Below are 13,609 nucleotides of genomic sequence, written 5' to 3' on the forward strand. Positions count from 1 at the left end.
GTGAAAAATACAGCGATTGTGACAGGAGCATCCTCCGGGATTGGCAGAGAGATCAGCCGTGTACTGGTGGAGATGGGATATGAAGTGTATGGCTTTGGACGGGAGTTTCCGGAGGAGGAAGTTTATTTTCATCCGATTGTATGCGATCTTTTGAATACGCCGGAACTGGAGCGGCAGATTAAGGAAATCCGCCGCCGGAATGATGTGTCATTATTGGTGAATAATGCAGGTGTGGGGTATTATGGACTTCACGAGGAACTAAATGTACAGAAAATACAGAAATTGGTCCGGACCAATCTGGAAGTGCCGATGGTTTTAACGAATTTATTGCTGCGGGATCTGAAAAAATACAGTGGGACAGTTATCAATATTTCTTCTGTGACAGCGCAGCTCAGTAATCCTCATGGCTGTGCTTATGGGGCAACGAAAGCGGGACTCAGCAGTTTTTCCCGGAGTCTTTTTGATGAGGTGCGTAAGTATGGTGTCCGTGTTGTGACGATTCAGCCGGATATGACAAAAACAGATCTGTACCGGAATGCGGACTTTGCTCAGGGAGAAGAGGAAGCTTCCTATTTGCTTCCGGAGGAGATAGCAGAAACGGTGCGGAATATTCTTCAGATGAGGGAAGGAACCGTTGTGACAGAGATCACGCTTCGTCCACAGATTCACCGGATCAGGAGAAAATGATCCTTCAATAACTGAAAAATTTCAGATATTGAAGCTGGCAGAGGATATGTGCGAAAATAAAGGAAAAACTTGATATGTTCAGAAAAGAATGGGGGATCAGGATGAAAGCAATTACAGATCGCAGAAGCATACGAAAATATAAGAATATTCCATTGGAGGAGGAGAAGATCAAGGACATTCTACGGGCGGCACTTCTGGCGCCTTCTGCCAAAAACAGACAGCCTTGGAAATTTATTGTATATCAGGGAGACGCAAAGGAGCGGCTGGTGAAAGCCATGGAGAAAGGGATGGAGCGGGAGAAAAAGGGTATCACAGATCTGCCGGGATTTGCCTATGGCTTGCCGGATGCAACTCATACGCTGGAGATCATGAAGGCGGTTCCGGTGCTGGTGGCAGTTTTAAATACTAATGGTGGGACATTCTATGAGGAGATCGGGGCGGAGCAGAGAATTGTGGAAAGCTGTGATTCTCTTTCAATCGGGGTAGCAGTGGAAAATATGCTGTTGCGTGCCACGGAGCTGGGTGTCGGCTCTCTGTGGATCGCCAATACCTGCTTTGCCTATAATGAGCTGGTTCAGGAGATCGGAACGAAGGCTCAGCTCACCGGTGTTGTGGCACTGGGGTACGGGGATGAGGCTCCGGCACCGCGGCCGCGGAAGGCTTGGGATGACGTGGTGGAGTATCGGTCATAATCTCTAAAAAATCTGTCCGGTATGTAGTATTTTCGTTGACGCTGTTTGTGAAATGGAGTAAAATATTTAAGGATATTTAGGCGAAAACGCAACAGAAAGATATAAACCAACACAGGAGGAGTAAAACATCATGATGAGTCAGGAAATCCCTTACAAAATTTACCTGAGTGAGGAGGAAATGCCGAAGCAGTGGTATAATGTTCGTGCGGACATGAAGAATAAACCGGCACCACTTTTAAATCCGGCAACACACGAGCCAATGACACTGGCAGAGCTAGAGCATGTATTCTGTACAGAGCTTGCAAAGCAGGAGCTTGACGATACGACACCGTATTTTGATATTCCGGATGAGATTCTGGGATTCTATCGTATGTATCGTCCGTCACCACTGGTACGTGCGTACTGTCTGGAGAAAAAGCTTGATACACCGGCAAAGATTTATTATAAATTCGAGGGAAATAATACAAGCGGAAGCCATAAGTTAAACTCTGCCATTGCACAGGCATATTATGCGAAGCAGCAGGGCTTAAAGGGTGTTACCACAGAGACCGGTGCAGGTCAGTGGGGTACAGCACTTTCTATGGCATGCTCATATTTTGATCTGGATTGTAAGGTATATATGGTAAAATGCTCCTACGAGCAGAAACCATTCCGTCGTGAGGTAATGCGTACATATGGTGCCAGCGTGACACCGTCTCCTTCTATGGATACAGAGGTAGGACGCAAGATCCTTGCAGAGCATCCGGGAACCACCGGTAGCCTTGGATGTGCCATTTCTGAGGCAGTAGAGGCAGCAACAAGCACCGAGGGTTATCGTTATGTATTGGGAAGTGTACTTTCTCAGGTACTTCTCCATCAGACGGTGATCGGCCTGGAGACGAAGGCTGCTCTTGACAAATATGATATTACTCCGGACATCATCATCGGATGCGCCGGCGGCGGCTCCAACCTTGGTGGTCTGGTATCTCCGTTTATCGGAGAGATGCTCCGCGGCGAGAAGAAATATCAGGTGATCGCGGTTGAGCCTGCGTCCTGTCCAAGTCTCACCAGAGGTAAATACGCATATGACTTCTGTGATACCGGAAAGGTTTGTCCTCTGGCAAAGATGTACACGCTGGGCAGTGGCTTTATTCCTTCACCGAACCATGCCGGCGGTCTTCGTTATCATGGTATGAGCTCTGTACTTTCACAGCTTTATGATGATGGCCTGATGGAAGCACGTTCCGTAGAGCAGACAGCAGTATTTAAGGCAGCAGAGCAGTTTGCAAGAGTAGAGGGAATTCTTCCGGCACCGGAGAGCAGTCATGCGATCAAGGTAGCCATTGATGAGGCGATGAAGTGCAAGGAGACCGGCGAGGAGAAGACGATCGTATTTGGTCTCACCGGTACAGGATACTTTGATATGTATGCATATGAGAGTTTCCATGACGGTACTATGAAGGATTATATTCCTACCGATGAAGATCTGCAGCCTGGTTTTGACAGCCTGCCAAAGATGTAATTTAAAATAGTTATTTTATAACTCCCGCAGAGAAGTAGTGTATCTGCGGGAGTTTTTTCTAACATTTTCTAACATTTGCCAGCATACCATGATGAAAACCCCACACAATAAAAGTGGGGGTGATCAAATGCTGTTGGATGTGGCGAGCGGCGGATTTGCTTTAAGTCTTGCGCTGACCAACCGGACGGATCTGGTATCGGAGGATATGAATCCGGAGGAACGGCGGGAGATGCTGGAAAAGCTTCGAAGTGAACAGCTTGAAAAAGAGGTAGGACTGTTAGTGAACCAGATTGGCAAGATCGATCAGCCGCCGGGTTAATAACCGTAGTAAAGTTTTGTATAATAGGGTGGCTTTGTATATACAAAAGCAGGGGCGTCATGGTAAAATAGATGTAATGGCAAAGTACAGGAGGGAAATGAATGAAAAAAAAGAAAAAGAAAAAGAACAATGGTCAATTATTGAAGTACAGTGATTTATTTACGAAGATCATCAACCGAAATATCTGTATTATTCTGGTGATCGTGCTTGGGATCGCATTTGTCGGCGTTACCCTTATGTCTGTATACAGAGGTAATGCGGCAATCAATTCTGAGGCGCAGGAATACCGGGCAGAGATTGAGAAATGGGTATTAAAGCAGCAGAGCATATTAAATATGTTTGTTAATAATATAGAGGCGCAGGGAGATCTCTATAAGGATTATGACGCTGCTGTGCAGTATCTGGATCACATAACGCAGAAATATGAGGAGATTTCCTGTACATATTTATCAGATCCGTCACTGCCGACGGTTGTAATTATGAATAATGGCTGGAAGCCGGATGCTGATTTTGATGTGACGCAGCGATCCTGGTATTCTGATGCCATTGACAATGATGACATTGCAGTCAGTGCTCCATATCTTGATGAACAGACGGGGAACTACTGTATAACTATGAGCAAGCGTGTTGTGATTGACGGAAAGACGATCGGTGTATTTGGCATTGACTTCTATATGGATCAGTTGACGGCGATTCTTTCGGACAGCTACAATGGGCGCAATTATGCATTTTTGGCATCAAAGGATGGAATGATCGTGACACATCCGTCGGAGCAGCTGCAGCTTGGAGAGGGTGTTTCGGTAAAGGTCAGCGACAGCGTTTATGCAAAGTGCAAAAAGGACGCTTCCGTAAAAATGATCATTGATTATCAGAAAAAGGCCAAAACGGTTACGGCAATGACAACGGAGGATGGCAATTTCCGTGTCTTTATGGTAGAGGATTGGTTGCAGGTATATGCTTTTCTGGCAGAGACTACGATATTTTACATATTTATGTTTATAGCCTGTGTCTGGTGCAGCATCTGGTATAACCGCAGGATTATCGGTAAATGGTTCCAGCCTCTGGAGGAGTTTGCCAGAAAGATCCCGGCAGTGGCGCAGGGACAGCTGGATATTGTTTTTGATGAGGATGAGATCTGCCTGGAGATTAAAGTGTTGCAGGACTCATTAAACCGGATGGTTACGTCATTAAATACATATATCAATGATATTGTTCGTATATTGGAGGATATTGCAGAAGGAAATCTGGCTGTTACTTCTGACATTGAGTATCGGGGAGATTTTGAAAGGTTACAGCAGGCAATTCAGGAGATTACAGGCAATCTGAATGGACTGGTTCGTGATATTGAGCAGAGTGCAAAGCAGTTTCAGGGTATTTCTATGCAGGTTTCCGATATGTCCGGTCAGGTTGAGCAGGGAGCCAGACAGCAGGCGGACAGTATAGATGATCTTGCACAAAATATGACTCATCTGCAGAAAGGCATGGTACAGGCGACCGGCAGTGTACGGGAAGTGATTGTGGCGGTAAATGCCAACAACGAAAATCTTCGTGATATTACTCACAATCAGATCAACCTTCTCAGCGATAAAATGCATGAGATTTCAGAAAGCTCCGCAAAGATCGGGGAATGTCTGGAGCTGATAAACAGTATCAACAGTCAGACTAATCTTCTTGCACTGAATGCTTCTATTGAGGCGGCAAGGGCAGGAGAGGCAGGAAAGGGATTTGCCGTTGTGGCAGATGAGATCCGGAAACTGTCGGAGAATACAGCGGATGCCAGCGGTGAGATCCGTGGAATGATCCAGAAAAATAACGAGTCCGTTCGGGAAGGAATTGACATCACAGAGCATACGGTTCAGATTCTTGAGGATAATCTGAAGAGCTTTGAAGAAGCCCGTGACGAGATTACGAAAGCAGCGCAGATCATAGAAAATCAGGAAGAATACATGAATAATATTTCTCAGTCGATGGGAACCATTGGCAGTATTGTAGACAACAATACCAGTGTTTCCGAAGAGAATACGGCGGCGGCAGAAGAAATGACACAGCAGACAGGCCGGCTCTCCAGTCAGATCGGAAAATTCCATCTGGCAGAGTGACGGAATCCATCCTGTTTTCAGGAGAAAACGACTGGGGCGAAAACTGCCGAAAACTGGCAGAATCATTGACTTTTTGCGCCTGATATGATAAATTTAATCTATGTATTTATGTGTATTGGAGAGTTATGCCTGTGGGTCAGAGATGATTGTCTTTTGGAAGGGCATAGTGGTAAAAGTGCAAATAATATTTGCAGAAATGGAGATGGGGCATGGATTATACAAAATTAACAAATCAGGATCTGGAGCAGCTGATTGAGCAGAAGGATGTAGAGGCTACCTGTGAGATGGCGGACAGATGTCTGAATGGTACATATGGGGTTGAACAGAATTTAAACAGAGCGTATCAGCTTTATCACAGAGCGGAGAGTAAGGGAAGCAGGCGTGCATACGTTGGATTAGCGTATATGTACGAAAATGGTATTCTCTTTGGACAGAATATAGAGCTGGCCAAGAAGTATTATGCGATGGCCGGTGTAGAAAAGACAGAATTTGCAGAGGTACAGGAACGGAAAAAGCATTATGTTGAGATGGAGTCAGGACCACGGGAGCCGGTTCGTGTCGGAGCCGATGGTCAGGTGATCGACCGGATTGTCAACGAAGCAATGGGAATCAGTGATGAACCTGTTGATGAGTCCAGACAGCATTTGATGGAGATGGCTGTGAGCCGCGCCCAGGAGGCGGCCGAAGCAGCACGGATGGCGGCGGTTAAGGCACAGGAGGCAGCCGCAGCAGCAGATAAGGCAGCAGAATATGCAAAAAAAGCCTGTCTGTAGACATGGAGGATTAAATGAAAAAGTATCGGGGAGCATCGGGAAAAATATATAATATTGATCCGGAGCCAATCGCCAAGGGCGGTGAAGGGACGATATGTGCCGTAGAAGGGGCAGATGATATCGTAGCAAAAATATACAAACAGGAAAAAAGAACAAAGCGTCGTTTGGAAAAGCTCTCTCTGATGATTCGCTATCAGTTAACGGATATTCAGCGCCGGCAGGTTACATGGCCATTGGACGTGATCTATGAGGAGTCCGGCTTTGCAGGTTATATTATGCCGAGACTTCATAGTGCTGAGGACTTTACTGTGGTATGTGGTGCCGGGATTGAGGAGATCAATCTGGAGGATCGATTATTTATCGGATATAATATTTGCGCAGCGGTAGATACGGTACATAGTTTTGGCCAGGTTTGTGGCGATCTGAATCCACAGAATATCTGTGTCAACCTGGATATGGACGATCCGGGAGCTTTGATGGTTACTTTGGTAGACACTGATTCGTATCATATTGTAAATGGTCAGATGATGTATCGCTGTGAGGTGGGACAGGCGAATTATATACCACCGGAGCTGCAGAAACGTTTATATGGCGGGCAGAGCTTATCGTCTATGCCACTTCCGACATATAGTAAGGAGACGGATCGTTTTGCGCTGGCAGTTAATTTATTTTCATTATTTATGAATGGCTGTCATCCTTTTGCGTGCGCGATCGACCCGGAGGAGGCAGAGCAAATGGATGAATCCTTGGATATACCACAGCCTTCCGACAATATCCGTAAAGGATTTTCACCATTCTTTTACAAGAAAAAGGGAATCACATATCCGACTTATGCGCCGGACTTTACATTCCTTCCGGAGAGTTTTCAGAGATTGTTTTATCGTACCTTTGTGGATGGCTATAAGGATCCAACGGTGCGTGCCAGTGCCAGTGAGTGGATGCAGGTGATCATGGAAGTCTTACAAAATAAAGACTATATTAAATGTCCGCATGGCCATATTTACTTTATCCACAAAATGGAATGTCCTTATTGCGAGATGATCAAAAAGCATCAGGAGAGACAGCGAAAAGCGGAGGCAGAGGCGGCCGCAGAGAAAAGAAGAATTGCAGCCAGTCAGCCGATTCATCCGAAGGAGCATATGGCAGACAATTATATGGATGTACGCCCGAAGGAGCCGACATTCCTGGAGTCGCATTTTGTATTTATCATCTATGGAGTAATTGCATTTTTTATCATTTTATTTATTGTATGGTATTTTAACAGCTGATAGAGGTAACACCAAGGGGTAGCAATGAAAAGGAAACAGGAGGAAGGAAAATGAGTGAACAGATCACGAAGGAGCAGTTGTTTGGGGGGATTGCAGCACCAAGCGAACCGCATATGGCATGTGTGCTTCTGCTGGATATTTCCAGTTCAATGAAAGGAGCACCGATTCAGAGTCTGAATGAAGCGATCGCAAAATTCAAGCAGCAGGTATGTCAGGATCCGCTTGCGAGGAAACGTGTCGAGGTAGCGATTGTTACATTTGAGACACATGTAGAGATTGTCAGTGATTTTATGCCGATCGATCAGATGCCGGCTATCACATTGGAGCCGGGTGGACAGACACATATGGCAGAGGCGATACAGGTAGCCATTGATCTGGTTAAGAAACGTACCAGAGAATATCAGGGAGTTGGGGTTCCTTGTTTTAAGCCGTGGATCTTTATGATCACGGATGGCGTTTCTATGTCTACACCGGAGGCGATGCAGGAGGCAGCCGCCAGAATTCACGAGGAGGAGTCAAAGGGAAGTAATGGACGTCTCAAATTCTGGGCTTTAGGTGTCGATGATTATGATAAAGAAGAGCTTTTTAAGCTGACAGACCGCGTGATCGAATTGCAGCAGCATGAGTTCACAGGTATTTTTGACTGGCTGGTAGACAGCATGAGTGCAATCTCCAAGAGCCAGGTAGGAGACAGGATTGAGCTGGATAATCTGCCGGAGGGCGCAGGTATGGCAGCGGATATCGAGGAGAGGGATGTCAGCGAGTGGTAGGAGATCATTTCTGACATTTGAGAAGGGGCGTATGACATGTTAAGCTATGGATTTTCTATCAAAGGAAAAGCACATATAAAAGCAGGGGTTGTATGTCAGGATGCCAATATGCATGGGGAGATCGCACCGGGATTATATGTCGGCGTAGCTGCAGATGGGGTTGGCAGTGCGCGTCATTCGGATATTGCATCCGGTCTTGCGACAGAGAAGCTGGTAGAATATTTAGAACGTCATATACGGGCCGATTATGGAATTGATGAGAAAAAGGTCTGTCTCAAGGCAGGATTTCAGTATGCAGAGAAAGCTATTGAAGAATATGTGCAGGACTGCGATGATATGCTCAATGAATATGACACAACTCTTCATGTGGTGCTCTATGATGGCAGGACAGTGGTTTATGGTCATGCCGGTGATGGAGGGATTCTGGTCCGGACCGTGTCCGGAGAGACAAAGGTGGCGACATTTCCGCAGAAGGGATCTGACGGGGTCTCGGTAATGCCTCTCCGGGCAGGGGAGCAATCGTGGGAATTTGGTTATTTTCCGGAAAGAGTAGCAGCAGTTATGCTTGTTACGGATGGAATCCTCGAAAGAGTGATTCAGCCACAGTTATTAAATCTTCCGGCGACCAGAGAGGAAATTCAAAATTCTGACAGACATAAAAAAAATGTGTATCTAAGTGCAACGGAGTTCTTTATGAATCCGTATTGTGTGCTTGGTAATAAAAATCTTCAGGATCCGATTGATCTGTACCATTATTATATTAATGGAGAGTTTTTGGATGCAGCACAGGACTGGCAGTTATATCTGGACTGTATGCGCCGGGGCTATCAGAGTATGTATGATGCCGCGACGGCGGAAAAGATCTGCAGTACCATGACAGCAAGTGTGCCACTGTGGAATATCGAAGACACGACAGATGATAAGACAATCGTATGTCTGATCAATGAGAATGCACAGATCAAGGTGCCAAAGCCGGAGTATTTCTATGAACCGGATTGGGCAAAGCTTCGTCAACATTATGAGCATTTGCTGTATCCTGCGGGTTTTGGTGGAGAGGATCCGCTGGCACAGCCGCAGACGCCGGGCGGTAAGGAAGAAGAAAACAGTAAAAACAGAAAAAAAGGCGGTTTGTTTAAATCAGTATTTCGAAATAAATAAAAAAAGTACGGCGAATAAGTAATGGAATCCCGGATGATCATGGTCATTCGGGATATTTTATTGGAAAATATTAGTTTAAATGAACCGATTTCATTCGTGGTTTGTCTTATATATAGACACATAAATAATGTACATGAAAATTGTGTTTGACCATTTCAAGTGGGGGAGCAGATTTAAAACATGGATAAAAAGGGATGTCCGACTGTTTAAGAAAACAAGACGTTGCAATCTATTTGAAAATACAAGGCTTTTCCGAAGAAAGGAAAAGTGAAAAATGAAAGAATTATCCTTCAAAATTCAGGGCGAATTTGTGTGTCACCTGGCCCGATCCTGGTTCTGGGACGAAAACCGCGAATATGAGAAGTGCGAAGAACTTCTTCTTTCCTGTCTTATGACGGACGAAATATCCGAAGAAGAAAAGAAGAAAATTGTCGTTGAAATTCTGGAAGGCCGGAAGATTCTTGTCGGCGTGAATGAACTTGAACTTGTCGAGGATGGCGAACTGATCCGACCGCTTGCAGATAAATTCAAAGAGTATCAGAAAAAAGAAATGATCCGAAAAATCGAAGAAGACATCCAGCGCCGGCCGCTGGCTTATCTGGATCCGTATTCTTGCGACAAAAATATAAATGAATACAAACCGGTTGACAATCTGGTTTTCGACGATGAACGGGACGTTCAGGAAGCCTTCGGCCGCCACTTGACGCCATATCAGGAAGTCAGATTGTGGGCCTATTCTTCCGAAAATTTATGGTATCATGCCAGCCGCCTTCTTCCTGGATTCTGGGACGAAAAGGAACGAAAGTATCTGGATAATGGCCTTTATTTAATTGAGCGGCCGAAACTTGTCTATGAACTAATTGGCGGCCCGGTAACAGATCAGAACGAAGAAAAGTTGTTCACGCTGTTAAAAAATCACTTGAAATCGCTTGTAAATAATGGGTTCGCCACCGGCGAGAAGGCGAAAGAAATCATACACCGCAATATGAAGTATGACGCGGCCATGAAAGAAATTAACCAGGAGCGCCAGGAACAGACAGAAGAAAAACCGAATTCCGATCAGTTGAATAGAACCACATCCCCGGACGATTTCCTTTCCGAATATGGATTGATAGATCCTTCCGGCAATTATTACAGTTGTTCGTTCGCCGGACATCATACGAAAGCACATTATATTTTAAAGGCCAGGGAAAGAAAGTTTTATGATTTCGACGAAGCCCTGGACAAATTATATTCTGACGGATGGGCGATCATTCGGAACCCAGATCTGGGCGGAAGCGTATTCTTTGATTACAGAGCCGACAGACGACCAACGAAACGCCAGATCGACACCGCTTTCGACCACATGATAAGATTCAACGAACGCACACTTCCAGGAATTAAAGAATATCTTGAACACGAATGAACCGAAGCCGCCAGAAATGGCGGCTTTTCACTTTATAGTGTAAAAAGTAAAGAAAATGTATAATAAATACTTGACATATTACACTTTATAGTGTATTATATAGCCATAACAAAGGAACACACAAGGAAAGGAAATAAGCACATGGCTAGTATAGAATTTATTCAAAAAAGAGTTGACGGCGCAAAAACCAAAATCGAAAAACTGAATAAGAAGCTAGAAAGAATTGAAATTGCTAAGGCTTCCAACTATGAAGAAAACAACCCGTATTGTTATAGTGATTATGACCTTCGATACACGGTTCGCGATCTTGAAGAAGCGAAGGCAAACCTTCAAAAATACGAAAATCAGCTTGCAAAAGAACAAGAAAAGGCCGGAAGTAGAAATGTTAAAGCGATCAACGACTTCCTGGACAAATGGTTGCAAAACTGTATTGAATATTTCGATTTGGAATATCCAAAATACCAGGCCGCCCGGGAAGAATATTTTCGAAAAGATCGGGAGTATTGCCAGCGCTTTAACAACAGAAGCAATCAGACACCAGAAGAAAGAAAAGCAGACAGAAAAGAACACGACAAAATGAAAAGAGATTTCCGCGCGGCATGGGCGCACGTTACACAGTTCGATCACGGTTCCCTTCCGTGGCGCGAAACAATGGTGAAAGATCTTACCCAGGAAAGAATTCGAAAGTATGATGATATTATCGAACGGACAAACGAAATTGTCGGAAAGATAACCGACGCTAGTAAACTTCGAGTTTCTCCGAAAGGAAATCTTGATGGTATAGTTATCGGCGAAAAAGGCACAGCAAAAGTCCAGACAATCGGTGCTGGTGGATATAATATTCAGTGTTTCCATTTTCGGACGCTTATCAATCCGATGTAAAGAAAGAGCCGCCCGAAGGCGGCTTTCTTTCTAGTCTTTCCCGTTTGGCCCGTGTTCGCAAGCGATCAACTGTTCGCCGCAGATCGGACACCGTTCAATTCCACATTTCCAATGGTGCCAGCGGCCGGCCTGGGCGGAACATTCAGGACACACAGCACCGGTGACGCCGTGGAACTTGTCGCCTGGATCCCCGACCTTGATCCGGCGGTACGGCTTGCCGGCGAAATCGAAGGTTCTTGTCCGACATCCGCACGTCGAACCGATACGGCCGCCGCACTTCTGGCAGACCGGAAGATCCGCCGGGGTTGAATATGTGAATTCATGGACAAGACCGTTCACGAACCGGATTGACCGGACACGGCCTTCCAGAATTTCGATCCGGTCGATTACCTGATCGACAAAATCCTTCAGGATTTCATTGTCCAGGTCAAGGGCCATCTGGATATAATCAACGTGTTTCTTCGAAACGATCCTTTGAGCGACCAGGAACGCCGACGCCTTCCTGATGAATTCCAGGTCGGCCAGATCGTCCTTGTCGCCCGTGGCCTGGCTGACCTCGATCTGTTTTTCATATCCGGCGATCTTATTCACAAGATCCCTTTTCTTCTTTGCGAATTCTTCTTTCGTCATGGAATCGGGATCGTAAAGATAAAGATCCGTCAACCGGTCAATCGCGGTCTTACACTTGTCAAGTTCGCGTTTCAGAATGGAAAGTTGTTCGGCCGCCGTGTAATCGTCGTCGCCGTCTGAAAGGTTAATGTCCGGCAGATACGCACCTTTTCCGACTTCCTGGAAGGCCAGGGCATCGAACGTCCGGCGAAGGCTTTCTTTGCTGACCTTCATATTTTCGAATTCTGGCCCTTTCAATAGTTCCTTTTCCAACTGTTCCAGGGTTTTAATGTTCTTAAAATTCTTCTGGATCCGCGCCAGGTTCGCCGCATAGTTAAAGATAAACGGGCCGATATAGCTTTCATTTATGGTCTTCGAGTTGTCACAATCCATCATTCGCGATCGCTGGGCGCAACGGTACATTGACGGCCGCCAGCCGTTCGCCCTGGCTCTATCCTTCGACGCGATCATATTCGCGCCGCACTTGCCGCACACCAGCCGGCCGGAAAAGGTGTGAACGTACTTCCTGGCCCGAAGTTCGGATGTGTCGCGGCTGGTTCCGTTTTCATCCATTATCGCGTTGCAACGGTCGAACTGTTCCTTTGCGATAATGGCCGGGTGGTTATTTTCCCGGACGATCCATTCGCTTTCCGGCTTCAATGGGCCGCGGCCTGACTCACGCAAATTATACCTATATGTCCCGATATAGAATGGGCTTCGGATAATATCACGGATCAGCTTCGAAGTCCACTGGCCGCCACGCTTCGACGCGATCTGATTGTGGTTCAGATACCGGGCGATTTTTGTCGTGGAACGAACCCGTTCGTATTCGTCGAAAATAAACTGAACGATCTTTGTTTCTTCTGGATCTGGTTCCGGGAATTTGATTTCCGGGTTCCAGCGATAGCCAACCGGCATACGCGCGCCATTCCACAAGCCCTGTTCCGCGCGATCCAGCATGATTCCGGTTACACGTTCGGAAGTCATGTTCCGTTCAAGTTCGGCGAAAATCAGAATAATTTTCAACATAGCTTCGCCGATGGCGGTCGAAGTGTCGAATTGTTCGTTCATCGAAATAAAAGTGACCTTATGGTCTTTTAATTCCTGATACATCGCCGCGAAGTCCAGAAGATTTCTGGACACGCGATCTACCTTCCAGACGATCAGGTGGGAGAATTCCCCGTCCCTGACACGCGACATCATTTCTTGAAAATGCGGCCGATCGGTATTCTTCGCCGAATATCCGTCGTCTTCGAAAATCACAAAATCTTCAATTCCTAAAAATTTACAGTATTCCTTTAATTTTTTACGCTGAAAAGGAAGACTGTCTTTATCAACCTGATACCTGGTCGAGACGCGGACATACAGAGCCGCTTTCTTTTTCGACCAGAATTTCAGGATCTTTTTCTTATTCCTGACATAAGCCATGAAAAGCCCCTTTCTCCA

At 45.8% G+C, this 13,609-nt stretch carries 12 protein-coding genes; 11 read left to right on the top strand and 1 reads right to left on the bottom strand.

What is annotated here, in order from left to right; all coding sequences use genetic code 11:
- From H8704_RS11535 to H8704_RS11585, 11 genes are all read left to right on the top strand, one after another.
- Positions 1-687, top strand: coding sequence for an SDR family NAD(P)-dependent oxidoreductase (locus H8704_RS11535; RefSeq protein ID WP_249298358.1), 687 nt, complete (start codon positions 1-3; stop codon positions 685-687).
- Between the two features lie 101 nt (positions 688-788).
- Positions 789-1,379 carry a nitroreductase family protein gene (locus H8704_RS11540; RefSeq protein ID WP_249298359.1) on the top strand — a complete coding sequence of 197 codons (591 nt, stop codon included), beginning with the start codon at positions 789-791 and terminating at the stop codon, positions 1,377-1,379.
- A gap of 130 nt (positions 1,380-1,509) precedes the next feature.
- Positions 1,510-2,880 (top strand): TrpB-like pyridoxal phosphate-dependent enzyme, encoded by a 1,371-nt coding sequence (locus tag H8704_RS11545; protein ID WP_022464275.1) that lies wholly within the window; start codon positions 1,510-1,512, stop codon positions 2,878-2,880.
- A 127-nt stretch (positions 2,881-3,007) separates the two neighbouring features.
- Complete coding sequence (locus H8704_RS11550) at positions 3,008-3,199, top strand: hypothetical protein (RefSeq protein ID WP_022464276.1); 192 nt, start codon at positions 3,008-3,010, stop codon at positions 3,197-3,199.
- A 101-nt stretch (positions 3,200-3,300) separates the two neighbouring features.
- Positions 3,301-5,298, top strand: a complete 1,998-nt coding sequence (locus H8704_RS11555; protein ID WP_249298360.1) for a methyl-accepting chemotaxis protein — start codon at positions 3,301-3,303, stop codon at positions 5,296-5,298.
- Between the two features lie 209 nt (positions 5,299-5,507).
- Positions 5,508-6,071: a tetratricopeptide repeat protein gene (locus H8704_RS11560; RefSeq protein WP_022464278.1), complete on the top strand. Its 564-nt coding sequence runs from the start codon at positions 5,508-5,510 to the stop codon at positions 6,069-6,071.
- Positions 6,072-6,085: 14 nt separating this feature from the next.
- Positions 6,086-7,339: a hypothetical protein gene (locus H8704_RS11565; RefSeq protein WP_249298361.1), complete on the top strand. Its 1,254-nt coding sequence runs from the start codon at positions 6,086-6,088 to the stop codon at positions 7,337-7,339.
- Between the two features lie 50 nt (positions 7,340-7,389).
- Positions 7,390-8,109: a vWA domain-containing protein gene (locus tag H8704_RS11570; RefSeq protein WP_022464280.1), complete on the top strand. Its 720-nt coding sequence runs from the start codon at positions 7,390-7,392 to the stop codon at positions 8,107-8,109.
- Between the two features lie 36 nt (positions 8,110-8,145).
- Positions 8,146-9,267: a protein phosphatase 2C domain-containing protein gene (locus tag H8704_RS11575; protein WP_249298362.1), complete on the top strand. Its 1,122-nt coding sequence runs from the start codon at positions 8,146-8,148 to the stop codon at positions 9,265-9,267.
- 274 nt (positions 9,268-9,541) lie between these two features.
- The gene (locus H8704_RS11580) at positions 9,542-10,672 is read left to right on the top strand and encodes a hypothetical protein (RefSeq protein WP_249298363.1); all 1,131 of its coding nucleotides are present in this window, start codon (positions 9,542-9,544) and stop codon (positions 10,670-10,672) included.
- A gap of 141 nt (positions 10,673-10,813) precedes the next feature.
- Positions 10,814-11,554, top strand: coding sequence for a hypothetical protein (locus H8704_RS11585; RefSeq protein WP_249298364.1), 741 nt, complete (start codon positions 10,814-10,816; stop codon positions 11,552-11,554).
- Between the two features lie 30 nt (positions 11,555-11,584).
- Here H8704_RS11585 and H8704_RS11590 read toward each other — a convergent pair whose 3' ends face one another.
- A complete protein-coding gene (locus H8704_RS11590; protein ID WP_249298365.1) occupies positions 11,585-13,591 on the bottom strand; it encodes a recombinase family protein in 2,007 nt (668 codons plus the stop codon).
- Positions 13,592-13,609: the final 18 nt, after the last annotated feature.

This window comes from Jutongia huaianensis (assembly GCF_014384985.1).
Classification (GTDB): domain Bacteria; phylum Bacillota; class Clostridia; order Lachnospirales; family Lachnospiraceae; genus Jutongia; species Jutongia huaianensis.

Coding starts and splice junctions, on each gene's coding strand:
- H8704_RS11540 (WP_249298359.1), top strand. CDS start 789: ATGAAAGCAATTACAGATCGCAGAAGCATACGAAAATATAAGAATATT.
- H8704_RS11545 (WP_022464275.1), top strand. CDS start 1,510: ATGATGAGTCAGGAAATCCCTTACAAAATTTACCTGAGTGAGGAGGAA.
- H8704_RS11550 (WP_022464276.1), top strand. CDS start 3,008: ATGCTGTTGGATGTGGCGAGCGGCGGATTTGCTTTAAGTCTTGCGCTG.
- H8704_RS11555 (WP_249298360.1), top strand. CDS start 3,301: ATGAAAAAAAAGAAAAAGAAAAAGAACAATGGTCAATTATTGAAGTAC.
- H8704_RS11560 (WP_022464278.1), top strand. CDS start 5,508: ATGGATTATACAAAATTAACAAATCAGGATCTGGAGCAGCTGATTGAG.
- H8704_RS11565 (WP_249298361.1), top strand. CDS start 6,086: ATGAAAAAGTATCGGGGAGCATCGGGAAAAATATATAATATTGATCCG.
- H8704_RS11570 (WP_022464280.1), top strand. CDS start 7,390: ATGAGTGAACAGATCACGAAGGAGCAGTTGTTTGGGGGGATTGCAGCA.
- H8704_RS11575 (WP_249298362.1), top strand. CDS start 8,146: ATGTTAAGCTATGGATTTTCTATCAAAGGAAAAGCACATATAAAAGCA.
- H8704_RS11580 (WP_249298363.1), top strand. CDS start 9,542: ATGAAAGAATTATCCTTCAAAATTCAGGGCGAATTTGTGTGTCACCTG.
- H8704_RS11585 (WP_249298364.1), top strand. CDS start 10,814: ATGGCTAGTATAGAATTTATTCAAAAAAGAGTTGACGGCGCAAAAACC.
- H8704_RS11590 (WP_249298365.1), bottom strand. CDS start 13,591: ATGGCTTATGTCAGGAATAAGAAAAAGATCCTGAAATTCTGGTCGAAA.